General features: G+C 34.0%; 25 protein-coding genes, 1 tRNA gene and 1 pseudogene. 25 read left to right on the plus strand and 2 right to left on the minus strand.

Annotated features, from left to right (window positions below; all coding sequences use genetic code 11):
• Positions 1–25: 25 nt before the first annotated feature.
• From mnmA to ACTTKV_RS01125, 17 genes are all read left to right on the plus strand, one after another.
• Positions 26–1,048 carry a tRNA 2-thiouridine(34) synthase MnmA gene (mnmA, locus tag ACTTKV_RS01045; RefSeq protein ID WP_442548827.1) on the plus strand — a complete coding sequence of 341 codons (1,023 nt, stop codon included), beginning with the start codon at positions 26–28 and terminating at the stop codon, positions 1,046–1,048.
• A gap of 126 nt (positions 1,049–1,174) precedes the next feature.
• Positions 1,175–1,249 (plus strand) — tRNA-Asn (locus ACTTKV_RS01050).
• 327 nt (positions 1,250–1,576) lie between these two features.
• A complete protein-coding gene (locus ACTTKV_RS01055) occupies positions 1,577–1,831 on the plus strand; it encodes a helix-turn-helix transcriptional regulator (RefSeq protein ID WP_035145040.1) in 255 nt (84 codons plus the stop codon).
• Positions 1,831–2,148: a plasmid mobilization protein gene (locus tag ACTTKV_RS01060; protein WP_442548828.1), complete on the plus strand. Its 318-nt coding sequence runs from the start codon at positions 1,831–1,833 to the stop codon at positions 2,146–2,148. Before ACTTKV_RS01055 ends, ACTTKV_RS01060 begins: the two co-directional genes overlap by 1 nt.
• Before the next feature lie 771 nt (positions 2,149–2,919).
• Positions 2,920–3,234, plus strand: a complete 315-nt coding sequence (locus tag ACTTKV_RS01065; protein WP_442548829.1) for a hypothetical protein — start codon at positions 2,920–2,922, stop codon at positions 3,232–3,234.
• A complete protein-coding gene (locus ACTTKV_RS01070; RefSeq protein WP_442548830.1) occupies positions 3,156–3,719 on the plus strand; it encodes a hypothetical protein in 564 nt (187 codons plus the stop codon). Before ACTTKV_RS01065 ends, ACTTKV_RS01070 begins: the two co-directional genes overlap by 79 nt.
• A gap of 81 nt (positions 3,720–3,800) precedes the next feature.
• The gene (locus ACTTKV_RS01075; RefSeq protein WP_442548831.1) at positions 3,801–4,508 is read left to right on the plus strand and encodes a hypothetical protein; all 708 of its coding nucleotides are present in this window, start codon (positions 3,801–3,803) and stop codon (positions 4,506–4,508) included.
• Positions 4,501–5,112, plus strand: a complete 612-nt coding sequence (locus ACTTKV_RS01080) for a hypothetical protein (protein WP_442548832.1) — start codon at positions 4,501–4,503, stop codon at positions 5,110–5,112. The genes ACTTKV_RS01075 and ACTTKV_RS01080 overlap by 8 nt, the downstream gene beginning before the upstream one ends.
• A 9-nt stretch (positions 5,113–5,121) precedes the next feature.
• A complete protein-coding gene (locus ACTTKV_RS01085) occupies positions 5,122–5,265 on the plus strand; it encodes a hypothetical protein (RefSeq protein ID WP_442548833.1) in 144 nt (47 codons plus the stop codon).
• A 55-nt stretch (positions 5,266–5,320) separates the two neighbouring features.
• The gene (locus tag ACTTKV_RS01090) at positions 5,321–7,033 is read left to right on the plus strand and encodes a hypothetical protein (RefSeq protein WP_442548834.1); all 1,713 of its coding nucleotides are present in this window, start codon (positions 5,321–5,323) and stop codon (positions 7,031–7,033) included.
• Positions 7,034–7,035: 2 nt separating this feature from the next.
• Positions 7,036–7,851: a hypothetical protein gene (locus ACTTKV_RS01095; RefSeq protein WP_442548835.1), complete on the plus strand. Its 816-nt coding sequence runs from the start codon at positions 7,036–7,038 to the stop codon at positions 7,849–7,851.
• Positions 7,852–7,896: 45 nt separating this feature from the next.
• On the plus strand, positions 7,897–9,711 hold the full coding sequence (locus ACTTKV_RS01100) for a hypothetical protein (RefSeq protein WP_442548836.1): 1,815 nt from the start codon (positions 7,897–7,899) through the stop codon (positions 9,709–9,711).
• Positions 9,708–11,294 carry a hypothetical protein gene (locus tag ACTTKV_RS01105; RefSeq protein ID WP_442548837.1) on the plus strand — a complete coding sequence of 529 codons (1,587 nt, stop codon included), beginning with the start codon at positions 9,708–9,710 and terminating at the stop codon, positions 11,292–11,294. Before ACTTKV_RS01100 ends, ACTTKV_RS01105 begins: the two co-directional genes overlap by 4 nt.
• A 1-nt stretch (position 11,295) precedes the next feature.
• Positions 11,296–12,444, plus strand: a complete 1,149-nt coding sequence (locus ACTTKV_RS01110) for an HP0729 family protein (protein WP_442548852.1) — start codon at positions 11,296–11,298, stop codon at positions 12,442–12,444.
• A gap of 79 nt (positions 12,445–12,523) precedes the next feature.
• Entirely contained in the window at positions 12,524–14,305 is a 1,782-nt protein-coding gene (locus tag ACTTKV_RS01115) for a WG repeat-containing protein (RefSeq protein WP_442548838.1), read from the plus strand.
• A gap of 2 nt (positions 14,306–14,307) precedes the next feature.
• Positions 14,308–15,174, plus strand: coding sequence for a helix-turn-helix transcriptional regulator (locus tag ACTTKV_RS01120; RefSeq protein WP_442548839.1), 867 nt, complete (start codon positions 14,308–14,310; stop codon positions 15,172–15,174).
• A 62-nt stretch (positions 15,175–15,236) separates the two neighbouring features.
• Positions 15,237–15,734 carry a hypothetical protein gene (locus tag ACTTKV_RS01125; RefSeq protein WP_442548840.1) on the plus strand — a complete coding sequence of 166 codons (498 nt, stop codon included), beginning with the start codon at positions 15,237–15,239 and terminating at the stop codon, positions 15,732–15,734.
• A 377-nt stretch (positions 15,735–16,111) separates the two neighbouring features.
• Here ACTTKV_RS01125 and ACTTKV_RS01130 read toward each other — a convergent pair whose 3' ends face one another.
• Both ACTTKV_RS01130 and ACTTKV_RS01135 read right to left on the minus strand, forming a co-directional pair.
• On the minus strand, positions 16,112–17,194 hold the full coding sequence (locus ACTTKV_RS01130; RefSeq protein ID WP_442548841.1) for a Fic family protein: 1,083 nt from the start codon (positions 17,192–17,194) through the stop codon (positions 16,112–16,114).
• Between the two features lie 132 nt (positions 17,195–17,326).
• A complete protein-coding gene (locus tag ACTTKV_RS01135; protein ID WP_442548842.1) occupies positions 17,327–18,472 on the minus strand; it encodes a tyrosine-type recombinase/integrase in 1,146 nt (381 codons plus the stop codon).
• A 483-nt stretch (positions 18,473–18,955) separates the two neighbouring features.
• Between ACTTKV_RS01135 and ACTTKV_RS01140 the strand changes: the two genes are divergently transcribed.
• The 8 genes and pseudogenes from ACTTKV_RS01140 to ACTTKV_RS01175 form a co-directional block, all read left to right on the plus strand.
• A complete protein-coding gene (locus ACTTKV_RS01140) occupies positions 18,956–19,243 on the plus strand; it encodes a hypothetical protein (protein ID WP_442548843.1) in 288 nt (95 codons plus the stop codon).
• Positions 19,243–19,545 (plus strand): restriction endonuclease subunit S, encoded by a 303-nt coding sequence (locus tag ACTTKV_RS01145; protein WP_442548844.1) that lies wholly within the window; start codon positions 19,243–19,245, stop codon positions 19,543–19,545. The genes ACTTKV_RS01140 and ACTTKV_RS01145 overlap by 1 nt, the downstream gene beginning before the upstream one ends.
• A gap of 1 nt (position 19,546) precedes the next feature.
• Positions 19,547–21,037 carry a type I restriction-modification system subunit M gene (locus tag ACTTKV_RS01150; protein ID WP_442548845.1) on the plus strand — a complete coding sequence of 497 codons (1,491 nt, stop codon included), beginning with the start codon at positions 19,547–19,549 and terminating at the stop codon, positions 21,035–21,037.
• Positions 21,034–21,543: pseudogene (locus tag ACTTKV_RS01155) on the plus strand (restriction endonuclease subunit S); the annotation flags it as partial. The gene ACTTKV_RS01150 and the pseudogene ACTTKV_RS01155, both read left to right, overlap by 4 nt.
• A gap of 48 nt (positions 21,544–21,591) precedes the next feature.
• Positions 21,592–22,242 (plus strand): restriction endonuclease subunit S, encoded by a 651-nt coding sequence (locus ACTTKV_RS01160; RefSeq protein WP_442548853.1) that lies wholly within the window; start codon positions 21,592–21,594, stop codon positions 22,240–22,242.
• A complete protein-coding gene (locus ACTTKV_RS01165) occupies positions 22,239–23,159 on the plus strand; it encodes a hypothetical protein (RefSeq protein WP_442548846.1) in 921 nt (306 codons plus the stop codon). The genes ACTTKV_RS01160 and ACTTKV_RS01165 overlap by 4 nt, the downstream gene beginning before the upstream one ends.
• Position 23,160: 1 nt before the next feature.
• Positions 23,161–23,703 carry a hypothetical protein gene (locus ACTTKV_RS01170; protein ID WP_442548847.1) on the plus strand — a complete coding sequence of 181 codons (543 nt, stop codon included), beginning with the start codon at positions 23,161–23,163 and terminating at the stop codon, positions 23,701–23,703.
• On the plus strand, positions 23,700–25,725 hold a 2,026-nt coding region (locus ACTTKV_RS01175), incomplete at its 3' end, for a type I restriction endonuclease subunit R (RefSeq protein ID WP_442548848.1). The genes ACTTKV_RS01170 and ACTTKV_RS01175, both read left to right, overlap by 4 nt.

A 25,725-nucleotide genomic window follows, 5' to 3' on the forward strand; every position in this document is an offset into this window, starting at 1 on the left:
CTTTAATTTTAATAGAGGTAAAATCATGAAAATAATGGTTGCAATGAGTGGTGGTGTAGATAGCATGATGACGGCTAAATTTTTGCAGGAAGCTGGACATGAGGTGCAAGGCTGCTATATGATGCTCCATCAAAAGCCAGGATATCACGAAGAAAACATAAGAAAAGTAAAAAAGGTAGGCGAATATCTCGGCATAAAAGTGCATATATTGGATTTACAAGATAAATTTAATGAGTTTGTCTATGATCCTTTTGTGAGACTTTATAAAGAAGGAAAAACACCAAATCCTTGCGCTTTGTGTAACAAATTTATAAAGCTTGGCGTTCTACTTGATTTTGCAAAGGCAAATGGCTGTGAGAAACTTGCTACTGGACATTATGTGCAGGTCGTTGATGGCTTTATAACCTGTGCCAAGGATCCTAGCAAGGATCAGAGCTACTTTTTGGCTCAAGTGCCAAAAGAGGTCTTAAAGGATGTCATTTTCCCACTTGGGGATAAATTTAAGAAAGATATCAAAGAGCTCGCAAAAGGCGTAAAGGTGCTTGAAGAATTTGCCACTCAAGCTGAAAGTAGTGAAATTTGCTTCGTTGAGAACACTTACATTGAAGTTTTAAATAAGCATTACAATACAAATTTACCAGGTAATGTGGTTGATAAAGATGGCAAAATAATAGGTCGCCACCAAGGCTACATGCACTATACCATCGGCAAACGCCGCGGGTTTGAGGTTTACGGTGCTCATGAGCCACATTTTGTTATAAAAATAAATGCCGATAAAAATGAGATCGTTGTTGGAACAAAAGACGACTTGGCTCAAAAGGTAGTTGAGCTTGAAAATGTAAATTTATTTATAGATAAAGATAAATTTGAGTGTGAAATTAAGATAAGATATCGAAGCCCAAAGTTAGATGCTTTTGTCGAGGTTGATGAAGATACTAAAACTGCAAAGCTAACTCTAAATCAAAATGCACTTGGTGTGGCACAAGGCCAGCTATGTGTGATGTATGATGGTGATAAGGTTATTGCAAGTGGTTTTATAAAAGGCTGAAATTGGTCTTTTATAAAATATAATTTTATAAAATTTGCTATATGTTGTATGATTTTTTATAAATTAAGCTAGAATTTATTGACAAAATATATCTTTTCGTCTATAATACGAGCTCTTTTCAAGTGTTCCGGATTAGCTCAGCGGTAGAGTAGGTGACTGTTAATCACTTGGTCGCTGGTTCGAACCCAGCATCCGGAGCCATTTATCTTCAAAAATCCTTTTAAAATCCCGATTTTAACGATATTTTAAGAACTTTAAGTTTTCTTATTTTTTGCATTTTTCCCCTTTATTTCCCCTCAGTTTTATTTAATATTTTGAAATTTTCTATTTTGCTCTAATGTGTTTTTATGTATATTATTTTTTGTTTTTAAAAAGTTGTAGAGTAAAAACATAAAATGTTTTTACTCTAATTCACTACAAATTGCTCTAAAGAGCTATATTTTATAAAGAATTTCTAAAAATACCTCATTCTGTGATGAAAAAATATCCCAATTAGTATAATTAGTAGTAAAAGCAAAAAGGATATTTATGCTTGATAGCAATGAGTTTTTAAATACAGTACTACAAAGTCTAGAAAGACAATTTCCATCTGTGCAAGCTCTAGATCGAAAGCAAACGGCCAAGGCGATTGGAATCGGACTTTCAACATTAGACTTGCGTATCAAAGATGGTAGGAATTTGCCTAGATATATAAAAATAGGTGATGCTAAAAATTCAAGGATAGTTTTTCCCTTACTTTCAATAGCTGAGTTTTTAACAAATCAAAGACAAAAGGTTTTATGATGAAGCAAAACAAAAAGAACAGACTCACTATAAGACTTGATGATAATGAACTTAATCAAGTGAATCTAAATGCTTCAATATCTGGGCTAAATAAATCATCCTATGTAAGATACGTTTTAATAAATGCTAAGCCACCTATTCATAAATTTGACAAGGCAATGATAATTCAAGTGGCAAAAATAGGCAATAACATAAACCAAATTGCAAAGCATATAAATATAGATAAAGTCATAGACGGTGTTGTTTTAAAACAAATAATTGATGTCAATAAAAAATTAGACGACTTAATGCTGCAAAAGCAAAATCCAAGAAGTTAAGTATGTTAGTAAAATTCTTTAAAACTAAAAACGGTGGTAGTGTTGCTGGTATCAACTATCTTTTAAATCATCGGGTAAAAGACAAGACAGCGTTTGTTTTAAAAGGTAGCGAAGTGATTACTAGGAAGATAGTATCTAATATTACTAAAAAACAAAAACTTTGTATTGGTTGTTTGAGCTTTGAAGAAGTTGATATTGATTTAGATACCAAACAAAAGATTATAGATGAATTTGAAACACTGCTACTCGGAAGATACAAAGAGAGATTTAATATCCTTTGGGTTCAACATATCGATAAAGGTCGACTTGAGCTAAATTTTACCATACCAAAAATTGATTTAGAAAGTGGAATGGCTTTTAATCCATATTATGACAAAACAGATAGAGCTTTAATAGACGCTTGGCAAAACCTTACAAATTTCAAATTTAACTTTAGTGATCCAAAAGACCCAGCTAAAGCTCACATACTTCAAGGATCAAGAAAAGAGATTGGCGTCATCAAAGACTATATTGAGCTAGAAAAAATACTGACCGAAAAATTTATAAATCAAGAATTTACTTGTAGAGATGACATTTTAAAAGCTTTAAAGGATAGCAGGATAGAGGTAACTAGAATTAGCAAAGACTACATATCGGTCAAATTACCTGGTACTAAAAAAGCTAGAAGATTCAAGGGAGATATATTTAGTGAAGAATTTGGAAATATTAAAAGCATGGAGCAACTCCGAAATAAAACTGAAGCGAGAGCAGCAGAATTTAGAAGCAGAACAGATGAGCAAACAGATAAGGGAGTTTCAAAAGAAAGTTTTATATTTACAAGGCAGCTTGAAACAAAAGAACCAAGAGATTTTAGAATTATCAAATTCAAACAAAACATCTCAAAACGAGATCAAGAGCTTGCAAGACTCGAAAGAGGACTTGACAAACAAATACAAAAACGCGATAAATGGCTTGAAATCCAGGTTGGTAGAGTACCGAAGCGAAGCAAAGTTTTTCGAAGCCATGTCATGGATGCTGATTGGCGTACTAATAATACTAGTATTGATATACATATGGATCCCATATCTACAAAAGATCTGGCTTTAGCAAATAAATCAGCAAATGATAGCATATATAGAACAAAATACAAATGGCGAGCAACAAATCATAAACACACTATTTTTAACGAAAGGATTTTTGATAATGACTCTACTAGAGCAAACATTATTGACACAATTAGAAGAAAAAGAGAAGCAAGAGCAAGATACTATGATTCTATTAAAGCAGCTATTAATGGAATACGATTCGTTAAACGACAAATTAGCCAAATTGCAAACGCAATTAACAAACAACACAAACTCTTTATCTCAAGAATTAGAGAATGTACAAATACAATTAACAAACTTACAGAAAGAATCCGAGAATCAGACATTTATTCAAGAGAAATATGTGACACAACTAGAGAATTTGAAGAAGTCGCTAGAAAGCATGTATTAAGTCGTATTCCCGAAGATATAAAAATAGACGCAAGTAAGATAAAAAGGAAGGATATTAAAGATATCTGGGCTGGCGGTGATATGGGAATGGGTTAATTGCCCCGATACTACCTGTGTGACATAACCTGTCGCTACCATATGCTAAATTTCCGTCGTATTTAAATCAAAGGAACAAAAATGCTAAGATATATTATAGGTGGAGTAGCGTTGGCAGCTACCGGATACGGACTTAAAAAATACATTGATAAATTTGATACGCACTTATCTCTAGGTGATCAAATTCAAAGCGACGCCAAAGATTCAGATATAAAAGACAAGCACGAAATGAATTTTAAAAGCTTTACCGACGATAATTCTTTAGTTGGCAAAGCTATGGACAAAGGTTATAAATTTAATGAAACCATTAATCGTCTTTTCATATCTTTAAAAATCTTGCAAGAAAAACTATCTGGTATAGAAAATTTACCAGAGCTAAAATCTGCTTACGCGTCTATCAGCGGCGAGAAGATTTTAAAATTTAATGAGATAGACGGTAAAAATTTTAACGATTTTTTATATCTATTTATAGATACCAAAGAGGACTTGCAAATTTTATGCGACCTAAATTTGATGATTAATTACGCGCTGCAATACATGATAGAAAGCAATATATCTAAACTAGACGCATCTCATAACAAGAGAGTGAGTGACTATGATAAATTTAGTGAAGAACAGCAAGAAATAGTCATCAAGTTGATTGAACTAAACAACCGTCTAGTAAAAGCGCTACGAGAGTTAAGAATGGCTACGCACATGAAGGAGATCGCAACTATTTTTAAAGATACGGCAACTGCATATAAAAGATATTATGATAAGAAATTTTTTAAGGAGGAAATTTATGAATAAGTTAGCGCTAGTAGCTGTTATCGGCGCAGGAGTTTACGGGGCTAAAAAGTATCTACAAAACTACGAAAATAGACAAAGATTTTTATATATGCTAGACGATTCGGTAAGCTTTATAAAAAAGCTCGTAAAAAAAGGCTTCGAAAAAGATGACGTGGGTAATTTTTCGGTAGAGATCAGAGAGATATTTTACGCTTTTGAAGCGGAAAAAAGTAAAAGCTTTGAAATATTTTTCGAATTTCAAAAAGCATTATCCGAGATAAAAGACGTAAAAGCAAACGTATCGCCGCTTAGAACGGCGCCTTTTAAAGAGGATTATTTATACTTTAATGCAAGCGAGGAGAATTTAGAGCTTTTAAAGGATTTTACGCGCACTTTATCGCAAGCGAACGAGCTTGTAAATTTTACCGTTATTAACGAAATAGCGACGTTAAACGACGATTTTAGCTCGTTAAAAGATACTCAAATGCAGTTTTTGTCGGAGCTTATAAATTTAAATAATCTAGTAGTAAACGCTATTTCTTGCGCAACTTTAACAAGTAACGGCGAAGAGATAAACGAACAAGCCAAAAGAGCCTTTCAAAGGCTAAAAATTAAACTAGGATAAGGAGCTAAAATGTGGAGAACGGTTTTAGATTTATCGTTTGGATATGCTATGTATAAAATCATTAAATTTTTAGCGTTGAATCTTTATTTGCCAGCGGTGAAAGAGGGCGTAAAGCAGGCTTATAAAAAGGTAAATTCGGACGACTTGAATTAAGTCGGTTTTTGTTTAAAATGGGCTAAAATAGCAAAATCTCAAAAAAGGAGAAGGCATGGAAGATCAAATTAAAATAAACAATAATACGTCAGATATAAGCAGTGTTAACTATCTAAATATTGATTTAAAATCAATAGAAAATGAATTTGAAATCTTAGATAAAAACTCGGAATTTAGGGCACACCAAATACAACTAAATGAGCATCTTGAAAATGCCTTGAGCGAGTTTGAGGAATTAAAATCCAAATTGCCAAAAGAACAAACCATAACACTTCTCGAATTGTGCAAGGACAATGTTTTAGATACTATTACCTCACAATTTGGGTTGGCTAGCTTATTTATAGATGCTCGTGACGGAGGTAGTGTAACTACGACTCATAATTTTGAGAAAGGCATAACTTCAAATCAATCAGACGCAAGTAAATATCAAGAATTTAAAAAAGTACAGGAGCTAAAAGGCGAGGATTGGCAAAAATATCGTAGCCAGCACTATGATAAGCACAAGAATTATAAGGCGATGCTTGATAATACGGAGCAGATTGTAGTAGATGGATATACTGGCAAAAAAATACCAAAATCATACACTGACGTAGAGCATATAGTATCCGTCAAAGAAATAGAGTCGAATGCTTCAAATCATCTCTATCTTAGCGTGGAACAAAGAGCAGAAATAGCATCAAGCGATAAGAATCTAATTTATGCCGATCGTGGCGTTAATCGCTCAAAGAGAGATAGCAATTTAAAGGAATGGCTTGAAGATGGCAATAGCGAGTATACCTCAAAAGTGGATAAGGGGGTAGCAACACAAAAATATAATAATGCGAAAAGAAATGAAAACAAAAAAAGAACAATCGAAGCTTTAAAGAAAAATTCAAAAGAGCTTTTACAAACAGGTGGAAAAGATGCAATTAAAATGGCAGCTTACTCAGCTCTCGGTGTTATATTGAAAGATTTGATGCGAGGAATTATGATAGAACTTCGCTTGACTTTAGAAAAAAGAGGAAACGAAAATTTAAAAGAAATATTTAGTCGTTTTAAAGATAGAGTAAGTAACATTTTAGTCGAATTGAAATCAAAATATAAAGACATATTTGCGGGTTCAATTGAGGCTGGTATTACTGCCTTTTTATCAAATATCGTAGTATTTGCTATAAATTTATTTGCGACTACTCTTAAAAGATTTGTAGCAATAATACGTGCAGGATTTGTTTCGCTAGTTCAAGCTACCAAAATTTTAGCAAATCCACCATCTGATATGCCAAAAGATGAAATAAACTATCAAGCTCTTAAAGTTTTAACTGCTGGACTAATCGGGGCACTATCTCTTGGGCTAACGGAAGGCATAGAAAAACTTTTATTGTCAGTACCTATTCTTACTCCGATTATGAGTTTCCCTTTGCCTTTTGGGGATCAAACAGTTGGTGATGCAATAGCCGTAACACTTAGTGCAATGTGTGGTGGGCTATTAACCACTGTTGCTTTATATTTTATGGATAAGGCGCAAACTAAAGCAAAAGAAAGTAAAATCCAAATTCAACTTATGACTAAAAGTGGAGAGATAGTCCATATGAAAGCCGCTCAAACTTGGTTTGTGCTTGGTGAAGCGTATGAGGAGTTTTCTAACGATATTAAACAAAGTCACGCTAGGCTTGAACAAGCCAAGCTGGAAATCGACCAAAGTGCGAAACAAGCAAGCGAGTCTGTGGAAAATTTTTCTAAAACTATAGCAGATTTTAGATCCAAATTAAAACAAATTACAAAGGAGTAGTGATGACCGAATTAGCAAAAAATGAAATACTCTCTGTCGAAATTTTAGAAAGTATGCCTCAAAGTGAACTAGAAAAACTAGCAAGAAAAAAAGCCAAAGAGATATTTTCAAATATCATTAAAATCAATAAAAAAATTGAGGAGGCTAAAAAATTATCGACCGAGGCAAGTGAGCTTGACACTGGTGGATCAGATATAAAAAATATTATTTCTTTTGGCATCGCGGGCGAGAGCAGAGAAGATAAGATAGCTAATGGGTTAAAAATAACAATCGAAGGTCAAATAAAACAAAATGAAGCAATTTTTGAACTGTCAAATATTATTAAGGAGTCAATTCACTTTACTCAGCTAACAGGTAAATTTTCAATTTATCTCCAACAGGCAATGTTGTTTCTATTTAAAAACGGATTAGAAGATGCAAATGGCAACATTACAAAGCTTAGTGGTGAAAGTGCAAAGGCATTTTGTGATATTTTGGATGCAGCCGATAAATTTGCCGCAAGTCAAGCAAGACTTGATGACAAGATAGATCAAATTTACTCTTGCTTAGATAAAAAGCATCAGGTGGACGAAGAACAAGGCCAAGCTATACAAAGTAATGCCAATAAGATAAGAGAGCTATTTTTGCATATGGATGAAAAGGGTCGGCTAGATCAAGAACAAGAAAAGCTAATAGCTCAAAATGCTAAAGCCATAATGGCTAATACCGAAATTTTACGAGAACTCCAATCAAAAAAAGATACTAAAGTTTATATCATAGCTATTGTTGCATTATTGCTATCGTCGGTTGGTATTGTTTTGCATTTTTTCAAATTATGATGAAAAATCTATTGGTACTATCAAAATTTATTCAAGGAGCTAAAAATGGGTAACGTAAATACGTACATTAAAGAGAACGCATATATGATTTCAAAAAGTTGGATTGAAAGAGATAATAGAGAGCTTGATAATGAGCTTGTTGAAATGACTTCCGGTTTTTTTGGTAAGCTCGCAAATAAAGTTGTAAACAAACTAAGCGATACAGCTAATAGCCAAGTACTAGTAGCTCCTTTTGATAAAAAATATCTTGATAATGCCTCTAAGGCTTTTAAATGTGATGACTTTAGCTCTATACTAGCTATTTTTGATCATACATTGGCTGGCTCGTGCGAAGAAGGTCTTTTATTTACTGGTACTAAGATGATACAAAAGGTCATACTAACTGATCCAGTTGTTTTTGTATACGATGAAATGCAAAGTGCAGAGTGGGGACAAAAATATAAAACGGATAAAAATGGTAATTCCAAGCTTGATTATGAGTATGTCGAAATAAAATTTAAAGACCCAGAAAAAGAAAATGTTATTATAAAAGGCCTGCACGATTGCGACTATATATTTTTAGAAGAATTTATTAATAAAATTTTACAGCATGAAAATTTTAAGGATGAAAATCAGCTAAAAATAATAGCCGACATGCCTGATCCTTTAAAAGTTGCATATTTAAAGATCATTGTGAATGCAGCATTATCAAATGACAACGAAATAGACGAAAAAGAGCTTGCGGAAATATTTTTGCTTATGGATAGGGTTGGACTTGAGGCCGGCAAAGAGCCTAGATTCGAAGTTAGAGCTTATATGTCTGATGTGTCATCTGAAAATTTAACAGATATAAAAGAACTTTTAGAAGATATAAAAGCAAATTCTGACGGATCACAGTTTAAATCGATTATGATATCACTGGTAAAAGATATAGCAAATATTCATTTTATAGGTATAGATGATTTTAATAAGGCTGACGCAAAAGATGTAAAATTTATACAAGATAATAAGAGTTTATTTGGTTTAAATGATAGTGACATTGGACTGGCCTTTGATACCATTAAGCAAGACTACAGTATACTCTACAACAATTTTGACGACGATAAGATAAAAACTCTAATAAAAGACTTATCGGCAAAAGCTACAAGCGTCGGTGTTCCTCTTGGTGCGGTATATATATCCGGTTCCGTATTTGGATTAAGCGCTGCAGGCATGACCTCTGGACTTGCGGCTCTTGGTATGGGTGGCATTCTTGGATTATCTTCTATGGTTACAGGCCTTGGTTTTGCGATGTTAATTGGTGTGGGGGCATATCAAGGAGTTAGATATTTGACTGGTGCAAATCAAGTTAGTAATTATAAACAAAGAGAACTTATGCTCCATGAGGCTATTAAACAAACCCAAAAAAGTATTTGTAACGTAATAGAGGATATAAATTACATAGTATTAAAATTAAATGACGTAAGGCAATCAGATGCAAACAAAAATCAAAAAATTCAACAGCTTGAAAAAATGGTGAAGCAGTTTGTTAGCGCAGCCAAGAGTATGACAAGTAAACAAGATACTTATGAGAATAGCGTCAATAAGTTGCAATGCCCTGACGTGTTGGATGTTTCTAGGTTAAAAAAATTAACTAGTGATCCAACTAAAGAATTTATGTTTGAATTAATAATAAATAACTATAAGGAAGTAGAAGTAGATAAAAACGACAAAAAAGAGAAAATAGTAAAAATTAAAGATAATATAGATACTCAAACATTGGAGAAAATGGCTGATATTTTTAGTGGTATTGGTTATTTTGATGTAGGCAATATTTTAAAGGGTAAGGCACAGGACGGGCTCGATAAATTTACCGACTTTGCTAAAGGTATTTTAAAGTGAAAGAAAAACACTTAGTCGATGAAGCAAATGCCGTAATAGTCCAAAAACATCAGGTTTCAACCGTTACCAACAAATTAAATGAAATAAATAATAACCTAGATGATATAAAAAAATCACAAAGCGAGAGCGATGTTTTGCTTGATGAGCTAATGGGTCAAATGCAGGAATTACTAGAGAATGCCAGTAGGAATAATGAGATAGATGTAAACTTGGACGCGGTAGAAAAAGAACTAGAACATGAGCCTGTTTATGATCAGGTTACCATAATAGACTCTTTGGAACAAATTGATTTTAATAAAAATATGTCTTGGCTTGATTATTTAAATTCCGTAGATGAATATGCTAAAAAGTATAATCTAAATTTATCAGATGACCCGTTTAGAAATTTAATGTCCAAAAGTCAGATTCTAGAACTTCAAAAGAGAATCAAAGAAGACTTTGCCTATAAAAACGCTAACTGCGATAAATATGACTATATGATAGCTGGTACTTGCGGCGTCATAGGCGGAATAATAGACGTATTGCTTGTTGGGAAGCCTGGCGAAAGTGATTTAGGAGATTTTGTAGATAAAAAAGCAAATGATATAACTATGAAATTTGCTGAGATGCTGGGGTTTGATAAGGATAAGATAATAAAAGATTACGAGAAAAATGTAGCAACCAATGTGGCCAAAGGAAAGGAGTTCTTGGATTTTGAAAGTTATTACAAAAAGAGAGTAATTCAATTTCTTGAGAGTAAATTTAAGATTAATTATGATCAGACTGATTCGTCGCAAGTCGGAGGAGCAGTAAAAGATCTGCTTAAGAATAATCATCATGTTAAAAGCCTGGGTCATGCTCCAGACCTAATAGGACTGTTTTTTTCAATACTAAATCAATTTACAGATACATCAAGTTTTGTAAGCAATGGACAGCTTATAACAATCAAAACCGAGACATTCGAGCTTCAAGGTAGTAATTTTATATCTAAGATTTTTTGTGGTTTTTGTAATTGGATTGGTCACCTACTTTCGGACTGGATAGGCTCAAATAGCTCAATAGCAAAAGGGAATAGAGGTAGTGGAATACCAATTCCTTTTTATGAATTATTTTTATTATTTGACTTTGGTCAATTTCGATATAAGCCTAACGATAAAAAGAATAAAGAAGTTTTATTAAGTTTTGCCGAAGTATGTACGGTTGTTTTCCAAAAAGGCTACGACTTAAGACATGGCATGGCTATGGCAATACCGGTTTTAATAACTGAGCTACTTATAAGAGTCATGTATGTCTTGAAAGCAAGGTTTTACCATGAAAAAGGCTGGAAGGAATGTATACCAAGTGCTAATATTCCGGAGCTTAGACGTATGCTACTAGTCGGACATGGAACCCTTTGTATGATAGATGGCGTGGATGCATATATTCGAAGCGACGGTGTAAATATGGTGGAATTTTTACTAAGAACAAATTTAATTGGGTGGGTTAGGTTTGGATATTTAGGATTAAAGGAGGTAAATGCCTGGTATAATTCAGGCGAGATAGATCCTGAAAAAGTAGATGAATATATAGAAAAAGAACTCTATCTTATGGTGAGGAATGATTAAAATGCACAATATCCTCATCCTATACAACCCATACTACCAAGAGGGTGTCATCGAGCGACACCTTAAGATCCTAATCTTCAAAGGCAAAGTAGCCTTCGGCAAGATAAAAAGTAAGCGGCGAGATATGATAAACTCTCACGAAACCGAACTTGAGCAAATTTACGAGAGCTTAAATTTAAGCAATCAAGGCCCTAAAGTGCCAAATCTGGCTCCCCAGGGCCTTGAGGGCGATAAATATCTACAACTATTCTTGACCGACTACTCAAATTTGTTCGTCGCAAAGGTTATTGCCGTAACCGATGAAGATATGAGCGAGATAGCGCCTGAGTATTATAAAGAAAAAAGACTCGATGTAGAAAAGTGGTTTATCATAAGCGATATTAGAGAGCTAGTTAGAAACGACTTTGAGTGCGTTAGAGACGATTACTTGGCAAATTTTACCGTAAGCGGCCATACTTACGCAGTATACGGCAATGCTTATGTTTATCCTCTGATTATAAAGATGAAGCAAGAGACGAGGTATTTTGAGGATGAGGGCAAATTTTATCCTGACGCGTATAAAAGCGCCGAGTTTTTAGAGATAAAACGAAATTTGATCCGTTACTGCTTCGGACGAAGTTTAATAAATCTAATGCACCCGGATAGCATAGAAAATATCATCTCCGCAGAGATAGAGTATCTGAGTAACATCGCCAACCCGCTTTATGATTTTAGCTCCGTCGTTGTCAAATACTCAAAAACTATGGAGCAAGAAATTTATGCTTTCGTTAAAGTTCTCATGGATAAGCTTGCAAAGATAAAGCCGTCTATATTAAATATCCCATACGAAGTGCAAGGCACGAGCTTTACGGTAAGCGATATATTTGAAAACAAGCCAAATTTGGGTACATATAAATTTCTTTTTAAAAACCGCCTTATCCAGGATGTCCTCGAAGGAAATCTACTACAAAGCTACGTGACTAGAACCCTGCCAAAGGTAATAACCGATCTTCAAGATTTGCGAAACGAAACCGTTCATGCCAAAGCCCCTAACCATACCGACGTAACTAAGCTAAGAGCAAAGATAATAGGCGTGGCTCGTGAGAGCGTACTAGCTAAGGTGGTCAAGGCTAGGGTTGAAGCGGGAAATATGAAACATCAAGGGTTGTAAAATAAAGTATCGCTTTACTATTTGACACAACCTGTCAAACCGAAATTCTATAATCTTCTAAATTTTTAAAGGAGACGAGATGACGACGCAGGATATTGCCTTAATAAGGGAAGCATTATATAGAGCCAAAGATTTGGATCTAATAAGGGATATTTTAGAATTTGCTAACGAAATATCTAAGTTAAAATTGGAAGAAACTGAAGAAAATAGCAAAAAACTTAAAAACATAGATGAGTCTATAATATCTAAGTGTGAGTCTTTAAAGGAACAGCTTAGATTAATTTATTTGCCAAAATTATTAAACGATTTGCCAGATGAACTAAGTGAAAGCCAAGAGGTAGATGTTTTACAAAGTATCTTTGATGATTTTGATTTAGAAGAGAGTCTGAAAAAAGTTTGTTCTAAATTATATCGCTTGTCCAAAAGTATAGGTAAACAATTATCTATTGTTAAGCCGTTTTGCGACCATCCAGGCACAGCTTTAAATGAGTTAAAAGTTGATGCACTACATTTGGCTAGCAGTACTGAAAGTTACGAAAGAAAGATTCAAGATATAGAAAAAAAGCTAGAAAAAGATGAAAAAATAGATATGGTTTGTTTTAATGATTTAGAAAAATATGGACTAAAATTTGAGGATGGTTGGGCCGTAGATAAAAATGGAAAAAAGGTTGCACAAGCACAAAATTTCATACTACCTATAAATTATTGCGAAAATTCTTATTTAAAACTTTTGTATGGATATGAAACATTACTTATGGATGAACAAGGAAATGTTTTTAAACAACGACCCCATGCCATAAATATGGAAGAAACTCTAGATAAATTCTTCGAATATAGTAAGAAATTAAAAGATTCTTATGAAGATGCGACAATAATGCTACCAAAATATGATGATATTGAAATTTATGACAATATTATAGTGGTACGTAAATACGACAAATATGGAGTATTGGATAAAAACGGTAATAAAATAATACCAATTAAACTTACAAAAATATATAGCATACGTGATACGAAAAATTTTATTGTCAAAAGAGACGGAAAGGCTGGAATTATAGATGACAATGGGAAATTTATTTTAGATATAGAGTTTGATAATATTGTTGAATCGCGTTTTGACTACGATAAATATGTTATAGCTCTAGTAAAAGGAGATAGCGTAACTTTTGTGGATAAAAATTTAAATGAAATAAAAGAGCATAATTTTTATCTTTACGATAGCCGCATATATGAAAAATATAGCTACCAAGATGAAAATTCAAATAAAGTAGTATTAGATGATTTATATATCTATAAACAAAAAGGGAATTTGTATATCGTAAAAGAGAGATCCAAGCATAATGAAATCGTTATGAATAATAAGGGAGAGATTTTAAAAAATATAGATCGTGGGGAGATTGAATTTTTTGGAGAAAATTTTTATATACAAAAAGACAATGATTTATCTATTTTTAACGATAAAGGCGAAATTTTAAAGAGCTTAAGATGTGACTATTGTTATTTAAGATGTGATAGTGATTTGGAAAATGAAATTTTAGAAATTTCGCTAGGCTTTAAGCACGGTGTAGTAATGCCAAACTTAAATGCTTTAGAAGCAATTTACGATAAACTGGATTACGTAGGAAACTTTGGATTTAGTGCTAAACTCGGTAAAAAAAGATATTTGATAAATAATAATTTGGAAATTATATCGGAACACGATTTTGATAGCATAAGATTAATGTGGTGGGATAATGTATTACTAGCAGGCGATAGTAGCTATCATCCATTTAGAGGAAAATGCTATTTACTCGACTTTAACGGCAAAATTCTACCGCAATCGTATTATTTTGAGATACCAAAAGACTATCTAAAAGGATAAAAATGCATTCTCACGATAAGATAGCATTTAGACTAGCTCAAATTTTGATAAAACTAAATGACAGAGCAAGACTCAGCATAGATGAGCTGGCAGAAGAGTTTAACGTAAATAAAAGAACTATTTTGAGAGATTTTGAGAGACTTAGCGTCTTGCCAATAGGAAAAGAAAACGGTAAGTATTTCCTAGAGGACTACGCTCTTGGTAAACTAGGCTTTAAAGATATAAAAGCTTTTGCCGCATTAATCGGCGCAAGATCGCTATTTTTAGAGCTAGACGATAGATTTATAAGCGATATTTTAAACGAAAAGCTAAACAAAGCCTACCTAATCAAAAACCAAGGGTTTGAAAGTATACAAATTTCAAGAGACGACTTTGAATCCGTAAGCGCCGCAGTCATCAAAAACCGTATCGTAGAGTGCGAATACAACGGTAAAGAGCGCAAACTAAACCCGTATAAACTAATAAACAATAGCGGTATATGGTATCTGCTAGCAGACGACGAAGGCAAACTAAAAAACTTCACTCTCTCTAAAATAAAACGCATAAAGATAAAGGGTGATACCTTCTCTGCAAACGCCGAGTTTTTAAAACGTATCGAAAAAAACGACACCAACTGGTTTTCGGATGATAAATTTAAGGTTACGCTTGAAATCAAAAACGAAGCTATGGAGTATTTTAAGAGAAAAGAGTTTTTGCCAAATTACGAAGTAGTGCAAGAGGGTGAGAATAAAATCATTATAAGCACGGAAGTAGCTTACGACGACGAGATATTGCGGGTTGTAAAATACTGGCTACCATTTATAAAGATAGTCGAGCCTTTAAATTTGAAGAATAAATTTGAAAATTTGCTTAGGGATTATTTGAAATGACATAACCTGTCGCAGATATTTTATAAAATCTCCTAAAATAGTCTTAATTTAGGAGATGAGCTATGAAAGAAAATCTGACAAATAAAAATTCGAAAAACGCTAGCGAATTCAAAAGTACCGGCGAAGATCTAAATTTAGATCTGTCTATCACTAAATACGAAATGGCTAGAGGCGTTCTTTTTAATCTAGTTTATTCCTTGGGGCGTAAATTGAACGAAGCCGACGTTTCGGTAGTATCTCTGGACGCAAACGCCAAACAATACATGCAAGACATTTGTCTTTTGCTAGATAAGCAAGCGGAGGATTGGAGAAAGTTTTATTACGCCCAATGGATAGAAGACTTTACGAGCGTAATCAAAGATGTCAATAAAATTTTACACATATACGTTAAATATTTTAATGAATGCGACCTTCAAGAGGCTGCCGCGGCGCACGACGTATGCAAAAGATTAGTATCGATAAATATGTTAAGCGATGATAAATTCGATAGAAATGCTAAACTAAACTTGATGATCTGTTTTAGGCGACTAAGCTATATTTTAAATCTAGATATCGTTTAGTGACTATATTTATAAGATTTTTAGCATTCCGTAATTGACTTTAAAAGGGTTTTAGGGATTATCCCTAACGAGGTGTTTTTGTCTGACTTGTCAGACAAAAAGTATCCTCGCCCAGATGGAATAAAAGATGACTTTTTGATAGATGATATCATATGTATGCGAATAGTGAGCTGGTTATGGATTGTATTTTTAATCAATTTAAGGCAGTATTAAAAAATAGTTTAAGAATTTTACAATGAAATAAAAAGAACCTTGTGTAGTTTTGATGTCATAATATGACGATTTTTAATATGTTAAAAATTTTTAATATTTTTAACAAGTTGTTGCTAATATGTTAAAAATATTAAAAATTTTACAAATTACCAGCCATTAGCAAGTTATAAAATTAAGCCTCGTTTTAGGATTTCAAATAGCCTTAAATTTACGAAGTAATTTATACGACCGAGCTTTACACATTTAAAGGCATCTAATTTTTCGCAAATTTTAAGATATTTAGAAGCGGTTTGCCTGGAGATTTTTAGTTTTTTCTCGACCGATTCTATTTTTGTATACGGGTATGAAAAAAGCAACTCAACAAAATCTTTACTATATACACCTCGCTCTTTTTCCTGCAAGAGCTCGCTAAATTCTCTTATAGCATCGTCTATTTCTTTTATGAGCGTTACGGATGCCTCTGCAGTACGCTCTATGCCGTTTAGCATATACTCTATCCACTCACTCCACTCGCCATTTTTACTTACGTTTTCTAAAAGTTCATAGTATTTGGATTTGTTTTTTATGATATAGGCGCTTAGATATAAGATCGGCAAATCAAGAAGCTTTTTGTGCGTTAGATATAAGACGTTTATGATGCGTCCAGTTCTGCCGTTTCCGTCGTAAAACGGATGTATGGTTTCAAACTGATAGTGGATAACGGCTAGTCTAATTAGCGGATCAAGATCGTCCAGGTCGTCGTTTACGTACTTTTCTAAATTTGCCATCAATCTATTTATATCGTCTATGTGTTGCGGTGGTATATGCTTTATCTCGCCTGTGGCAGGATTTTTAAGCATAGTTCCGCTTTGGGTGCGAAAGCCAGCGTTGTTGCGTTGCAGTCGTTTTTGAATTTCTAGTACATGACGAGTTAAGAATAGATTATCCTTTTTTATAAGCGAGTAGCCTTTTTTTAAGGCGATTTCATAGTTCATTACCTCTTTTGCGCTTTGTGCGATCTTGGTTTCGTCTATCTGCGCTAAAAATAGCTCATCGTGCGTCGTGATAATATTTTCGATCGCGCTTGAGTCTTTTGCCTCCTGCAAAACGAGAGAATTTATCAAAATATCATGGTTTGGTATGGTTTTTATAAAGCCATTTAGCTCGCCTAGTTTTCTTGAAGCTCTATTTAGCGTTTTATAAATTTGCTCAGTAGGCTTAAAATCCAGCGGAAGCTCTTGGGGTATAAATTCTCTTTTTTGGGTCATTGTGTTTGCCTATATAATGTATACGATTTAAATCTATGGTTTTACTTTTTAAATGGTAAGTAACAGAATTAAACATCTTAATCCGTTTATAGTTGTTGGATTATACAACTTTTTCTGCAAATAAGCCACAAATTATGCTTTATATAGTTTCTTTACCATCTCTTTACCACTATCAGGCATCAGTTTAGCATATCTTAGGGTGTGATTGATGTCTGAGTGGTTCATGAGCTTTTTGATCGTTAGTATCGGAGTGCCAGCTATGGCTAGATGAGAGGCGAACGTGTGCCTTAGCGTATGTATTACGACTCTATTTGCACTATCTTCTGGCGCAAGGCCATCATTAAAGAGCTTGTTTAATAGATGCTGCAAAACGTTTTGGAGAGTAGCGTAGGGTTTATCAACAAGAGCGTCATTTGGTGAAATTTTCGTGTAAATTTTATTTATCAACACCAATGCTTCATTGCTTAAAAATCCCGTATATCTTTTATTTTCTGGATTTTTGCTTTTAAAGTCGGTTATGTTTACGCTCATATTTGAAAGTGATATATCTTTTTTCTTTATATTCAATATGCCATCAAGCCTGGCTCCTGTGCATAAAGCAAGTTCTACGAATAACTCTAACGCAAAATCTCCTTTGCGGACTAGCTCTTTGCGCAAAAGCTCGATTTCTATAAGTTCTAAAAATCTCTCTCGTTTATTATCTGGTTTTTTGATCTCTATATCAAATGGACTAAGATGAGATATAAGCTTTTGTTTTATAGCGTAGTTAAAAATCGTTCTTATTATACCCATGATAGCATTTGTACGCGATTGCGATAGTTTGCGACCGGTTCTGCTAGACACCGTTTCTTTTATATTTTTAAAGTGCTCTTGTATCATCTCGGAGCTTATCAGGCTTGTAGTGAGACTTCCGAATTTATCTTTATGATACTGCTCGTACATGCAGATTTGCTCCTTAACATTTTCCGTTTTATCTGGCGTTTGTTCGAGCCTATAATCAAAAAATACTTTTGCTATGTCATTAAATTTTAAACCACATTTAATAAGCTGTTTCTTCGTTATACTATCCGGTAGCTCGCCGTTTCTCTTTTTGGTGTCGTATTCTTTCTTTTTATTATAGGCGTAGGTTACGTTTACGCCTTCTGATTTTGAGCCTACTTTTATATCTTTACCGTCTAATCTTACGTAAAAAATCATATCGTTATTTTCGGGAATATAAATTCTAACTCCCGGATATTTATTTGTATTTGCAAATTTATTATAAGACATTAAAGCCATTTAAGGTTTCTCCTTTTACTTAAAAAGTGGCGAAGCATTTTTCCCCTTTATTTCCCCTCTGTTTTTAAAAAAATACATAATATTTTAGAATAACTTAGAACAAGCTTAATCAATAAAATTGCCTATTTTAGGTATTTTTGTAGTATTTTATAGGTATATAAAATACTTTAAGAAATATTATTATACGAACCCAGCATCCGGAGCCATTTCTTTTAAAAATATTTATTTCCTTGATCATTTTTATTAATATTAAAAAATTATAATATTTTTTATTTTTCTATTTTTGCCTTGATATAGATCTCATAAAATAATTTGCATTTTTTTAAAAGCTACCAATCAAAATAAACTTTTCACTTAGTTTATCTTTTTTGCATTATTTTTGAAATAGTATAAAAATATATTGACATTTTTGATTCGCTTGTTATACTTCTGTCATAAAAGTTTTAGTATTATTTTATAAGTAATACATAAAAAAGCTTTGTAATGATAAATTTAAACAAAATAGCCGAAATAAAAACAGGCTTAGTATTAAGCAGAAAAAAGGTTGAGGCGCATAGTTCGTCCGAGCACTCGTATAAAATCGTATCGCTAAAGTCGTTTGCAGAAGATACATATTACGACGACGCTTTTGCTGATGAATTTATATCGAGCGAGCAAATAAACGAAGATTATAAAGTGAGCCGTGGCGATGTTTTGTTGCGCCTTAGAGAGCCAAATTTCGCCGTTTATATAGACAAAGACTATGACGATCTTATCTACACACATCTTTGATGGTTCGCATAAGGGTTAAAAGCGATAAATTTGATCCGCGTTTTGTGGCGCATTATTTAAACAGCAGCGCCGTTAAAAGAGCCCTTGCACCAGATATTTCAGGCACTGCCATAGCGATGATAAGCGTTGCTAGTATAAATAATCTAAAAGTACCGCTTATAAATTTGCAAACTCAAAACAAGATAGTAAAATACCTAAATTTAGTGCGTCAAGAGAGCGAAATTTTACAAAATTTAGTAGCTCAAAAGCAAAAATACAACAAAAGCATATTTGAAAATTTGATAAAAAAAGAGGAGAACTAAGATGCAAAAGACCACACAAGAGACCATAAACAACGTCGTTTGGAAAGCCTGTGATACGTTTCGCGGCACGATGGACGGAAGCGACTATAAAGACTATGTTTTAACTATGCTTTTTGTTAAGTATCTATCTGATTTTTACAAAGAAAAGCTCGAAATGCTTAGAGCCGAGTATGGCGAGAAGAGCGAGAGGATCGAAGCAAAGCTAAAGAAAGAGAAATTTAAGCTTGATGAGAGCTGCACGTTTGAGTATCTTTTGGCGCACAAAGAGGCGGTAAATTTAGGCGAGATAATGAACAAAACGCTAGAAAAGATCGAAGAGGACAACAAAGACAAGCTTGAAGGCATCTTTAGAAGCATAGATTTTAACAACAAAAACAAGCTTGGCGACACAAAAGAGAGAAACGCCATCTTACAAAATTTACTCGAGGATTTTAGCGACGCTAGGCTAGACCTTCGCCCCTCCATGCTAGAGGGCAACGACATAATCGGCGACGCATACGAGTATCTCATAGCTCACTTTGCAAGCGACGCGGGCAAAAAAGGCGGAGAGTTTTATACGCCAAGCGAGGTTTCGACGCTTCTTGCGAGATTAGTCGAGCCAAAAGATGGCGACATGATCTACGATCCTACTTGTGGCTCCGGCTCACTTCTTATCAAGGCTTCAAAAGAGGTCGGTAGCAAAAATTTCCGCCTTTACGGACAGGAAAAAAACGGCCAAACTCACGCACTTTGCAAGATGAATATGTTTTTACACGAGATAAACGATGCCGTCATCGAGTGGGGCGACACGATCAGAAATCCGCTTCATCTGCAAGATAATCTTATCAAAACATTTGATATAGTCGTGGCAAATCCCCCGTTTAGCCTAGATAAATGGGGCGCTGATTTTGCTGGGAACGATCCTTTTATGAGATTTAGTAGCTATGCTTTGCCGCCAAAGAGCAAGGGTGATTACGCATTTGTCGTGCATATGATAAAAAGTCTAAATAAAAACGGCAAAATGGGCGTCGTACTTCCGCACGGTGTGCTATTTCGCGGATCTAGCGAGGGCAAGATACGCCAAAAGCTGATCGAAGAAAATTTACTTGACGCCGTTATCGGTCTACCGGCAAATCTTTTCTACGGCACGAGCATACCTGCTTGCATACTCGTTTTTAAGAAAAACCGCGCAAATGAAGACGTGCTATTTATCGACGCTAGCAAAGAATTTGAAAAGGGCAAAAACCAAAACTCGCTAACCGAGCAAAATATCGAAAAGATAGTCACAACCTATAAAAACAGAAGCGAGATAGAAAAATACTCCCACCTAGCAAGCCTTAGCGAGATAAAAGAAAACGACTGCAACCTAAACATCCCTCGCTACGTCGATACTTTTGAAGAAGAAGAGGCTGTGGATATCGAGGCGACAAAGGCTGAGATTTTGCACCTTGAAAGCGAGCTAAAAAGCGTTCAAAACAAGATGAGCGAGTATCTTGCGGAGCTTGGGTTATGAGCGAATTTAAAAATTTACCGAGCGGGTGGAAGGTCATGAGGCTTGGGGAAATTTGCAATGTTAAACAAGGATTGCAAATCCCTATATCGAAAAGATTTTGTGAAAATGCAAAAAATAGATACTTTTATATAACAAATGAATTTCTAAAAGAAAATTCGGAAGTTAAGTATTATATTGAAAACCCGCCAGAGGGTACCATTTGTTTTTGTGATGATATATTGATGACAAGAACTGGTAATACTGGTAGAATTGTTACAAATGTTTCTGGTGTTTTTCATAATAATTTTTTTAAAATTATATACGATAGACAAATTATTAAAAAAGAATATTTTGTTTTTTTGCTTACTGGACCAAAAATACAAAACTAAATTTTAAAAAGAGCTGGGAGCTCAACAATACCAGACTTAAATCATGGTGATTTTTTAAGTATAAAAATTTCAATTCCGCCATTAGACGAGCAAGAAAAGATAGCGGAAATTTTATCTACTTGGGATGAGGCTATAAATTTAACTATAAATTTGATAGAAAACAAAAAACAGTTTAAAAAAGCTCTTATGCAAAATTTACTTACAGCCAAAGTCCGCTTTCCCGAGTTTCAAGACGAGTGGGAAGAAATAAAGCTTGGTAATTTAGGAAAATCATATAATGGCTTAATCGGTAAAGTTGCAGAAGATTTTCAAAATGGAAACTCAAATTTTATAACGTATAAAAATATCTTCGACAACCCTAAAATAGATATCAATATTTTTGAAAAAGTAAAAATTATGGAAGACGAAGAACAAAATTTGGTTAAATTCGGAGATATATTTTTTACAATCTCATCTGAAACTCCAAACGAAGTCGGGATAAGCTCTGTTTTATTGAGAGAATGTGGCATTCTATATTTAAATAGTTTTTGTTTCGGTTTTAGATTAAGCAATTTTGAAATTTTAACTCCGTGTTTTGCCGTATTTTATTTTAGAAGTGATTGTTTTAGAAAGCAGATATTTAAATTGGCACAAGGAAGCACAAGATTTAATATATCAAAAATCGAGGTATTAAATTTAACTATTAAACTTCCAAATTTTAAAGAGCAACAAAAAATCGCAGAGGTTTTAACGGCTTGCGATGATGAGATAAATTTACTAAATTTAAAGCTAGAAAATTTGAAAAAACAAAAACAAGGCTTGATGCAAAAACTACTAAGCGGAAAGGTGAGGATATGAGTAGTGTATTAAAGGCTTATGTATATGATGTAAAACCAAATAATCTATTTGCAAAACCATTTAAAGAAATTTTAAAAGATCTTTCCTCGGTATTGGATGATGTTGGAGGCAATGGAAATATTAGGATACTAGATACATACAAAGACAAGGAAACTTCAATTTGGTTTGATTCTTTTGATTATGAAAAAGATTTTTCAAAAGATAATGTATTGCAAGGTAGTGTTTGTTTTTTATTAGCAAAAGATATGGATTTCTCTATTATAGAAGACAAAGAAAAAGAGGAGTTAGGAAGTTATACTGGTAACTCTAAAATCAGACCTAAAATTCCTAGCCATTGTATATATTTGCCAAGCCAAGACATTCTTATTGTTGAAAGTAATACCAATGCAGCTACTATTGGCACAATTAAAAGAGGAATAGCTAATGCTTTAATAGAATATAAAGGAGATTTATTATTTTCTCCCAAACTAAAAGAAAATATAATCGAAATTTTGTATCTGTTTCTTGAAAAAATAGAGTCTATTGATTTATGTGATTTGAAATTGCATAAATATTTGTCAAATCCTGAAGATAGTGATGGTGAATTACTAAGCATTATAACAAACCCAAATTCTCAATTCAAGGCTACATTGCAAATAAAACAAAATGATTCTACTATTAAAAGTAAAGTTGTGGATTATTTTCGTGAAATTTTAGAAGGCAAGGTTGAACAAGAATTGTCGAATATAAAAATAAAATACAAAAATGAAAAAAATGAAAAAGAAACAGCAAATTTATACGATAACTTGGTATTTTTAAATATAGAAAAAGAGCATTATTATGATGATATATCTGGATTAGAGGAAAATGAGCGTATCGGATATTCAAAAAGTATATATAAGGCATTAATTGAAGAATTTACCTCAAAGGCTTTGTAAGATGTTTAAAACAATTTTTATGACGTTTGTTGTTTTGATTTTACTATTTTTGGGAATAAGTGTTGATTCTTTTTATTTTATTTTTAAAAGTCTATTATTTAATAAAGATTTGTTTAGTTTATTTTCTACTTTGATAGCTGGCTTGTTCGGTTTTGTAGTAGCCATAGTTCCTCTAGCAATACATATTTTTAATCAAAATACAGATTTTATAAATAAGCTCACAAAACAAGATAGCTTGAATTTTTACATAAAACCGTTGTTTTATAGATTTATATCTTTTCTAAAAAGTATGTTTTGCTTATTTGTTTTTATACTATTTATTCTAATCATTAGAGATGTTGCCTCATCTGATGTTTTTAAAGAAATCGAGAAAATGGTTTGGTGCATTACTGCAAAAAGGGTATTAATAGTTGCGCTTTTTATAACATATATTTTTCTTATTAAAGTATTTTTATTTGAAATATATACCATTATAAAAGACTTGCGAAGTTTGATTCAAATATTTTTTAAAATCAAAAAAGAAAACCAAAAGGACACCAAATGACCCCCGATACTTCAGAAAATAAAATCCAGCGAAACAGCATAGATTTACTTCAGAATTTAGGCTATAAATTTATAAGCAGAGAAGAAAATTTAAAGCTTCGCGGCGGTAAATCTAGCGAGGTTTTGTTTAGGGAAATTTTAACCCAAAAGCTTGGCGAGATAAACGACTACGAGTATAAGGGCAAGCGATATAAATTTAGCCAAAGCAGTATATTAAAAGCAGTCGATGAGCTAGCGGGAGTTTCACTAAACGAAGGGCTAATGATCGCAAACGAAAAGATCACGAATTTACTCTTGCTCGGCACTAGTATCGAGGAAAATTTAGAAGACGGCACAAAGAGGAGCTTCTCTTTTAAATTTATAGACTTTGAAAATTTGCAAAATAACGACTTTTACGTAACGGAAGAATTTGAAGTAAGCAGGGTAAATCAAGGCGAAGCGCAAAAACACAGAAGGCCTGATCTCGTGCTTTTTATAAACGGCATACCAATAGTCGTAATCGAGCTTAAAAAATCAAGCGTGAGCCTAGAAAACGGCATAAAACAGCTAGAAAAAGAGCAGGGCAAAGAGGAAATAGCGCATCTTTTTAAATACATCCAACTAACTATCGCCGCAAACGGCAGCGAGGCAAGATACGGCACAACGGGAACGCCATTTAAATTTTATAGCGTGTGGAAAGAGCAAGATAACACAAATGAGAGCCTAAATGGCGCGATAAAAGATAGAAAGATAAGCGCGCTTGATACTACGCTCTTTTCGCTGTTGTCTAAAAATAGGCTACTAAGGCTAATTAGGCACTATATATTATTTGATAAAAGGATGAAGAAAGTTTGTCGCTATCAGCAGTTTTTTGCTATCGAAGAGACGCTAAAAAGGGTGGCGACAAAAAAAGAGGGCGCAAGAGTGGGCGGACTAATCTGGCACACGCAAGGAAGCGGCAAGTCGCTAACGATGGTAATGCTAACAAAGCTTTTAAAGCAAATTTATCCAAACTCAAAGATCATCGTCGTAACCGATAGGATAGATTTAGATGAGCAGATACACGAAACATTTAAAAACACGGATATAAAAGCGGGGCGAGCAAGTAGCGGAAGCGATCTGATAGAAAAGCTACAAAGCGGGGTTAGCGTGATAACTACGCTCGTGCATAAATTTGAAAAAGTGCAAAACCAAAAGGTGGTGATAAGAGATAGCGATATATTTGTGCTAGTGGATGAGAGCCACCGCACGCAAGGCGGCGATCTGCATAAGGCGATGAAAAAGGCGTTGCCTCTTGCTTGCTATATAGGATTTACCGGAACGCCGCTTTTAAAGCGCGAGAAAAATAGCTTTGCTAAATTTGGCGGAGAAATTCATAGATATACGATAGACGACGCCGTAAAAGACGGAGCCGTCTTGCCACTACTTTATGAAGGGCGATACGTGGGTCAAAAGGTGCTAGATGCTGATGGGCTAACAAGGAAATTTGATCTAATATCAAAAGAGCTTGGCGATGAGGCTAAGAGGGACTTGCAGCAAAAATGGGCGAGGTTTGAGTGTGTGGCTTCAAGCGAACAAAGGCTAGAGCTCATAGCGGTTGATATAAATGAGCATTTTAAAAAGACGTTAAAGATGACAAATAGCGGTTTTAAGGCGATGTTAGCAACGCAAAGAAAATACGACGCCATAAAATATCATAAGATATTTGAGGAATTTGGAGAGATAAAAAGTGCCTATGTGATATCAAGCAACGAGCATGAGGAGCTTGAAGGCGGGCATAAAGAGTATGTCGCAAAAGCGTGGCAAGAGACTATAAAAGACTACGGCAGCGAGGAGGCGTATCTAAAATACGTAAAAGACGAATTTATTTACGGCGACGAGATAGATCTGCTTATTGTCGTGGATAAGCTTTTGACGGGATTTGACGCGCCAAGGGCAAGTACGCTTTATATAGATAAACAGCTAAAAGAGCATAATTTGCTCCAAGCAATAGCTAGAGTAAATAGGCTTTATGACGGAAAAGATTATGGCTACATTATTGATT

Source organism: Campylobacter sp. (genome assembly GCF_052169515.1).
Taxonomy (GTDB): Bacteria; Campylobacterota; Campylobacteria; order Campylobacterales; family Campylobacteraceae; genus Campylobacter_A.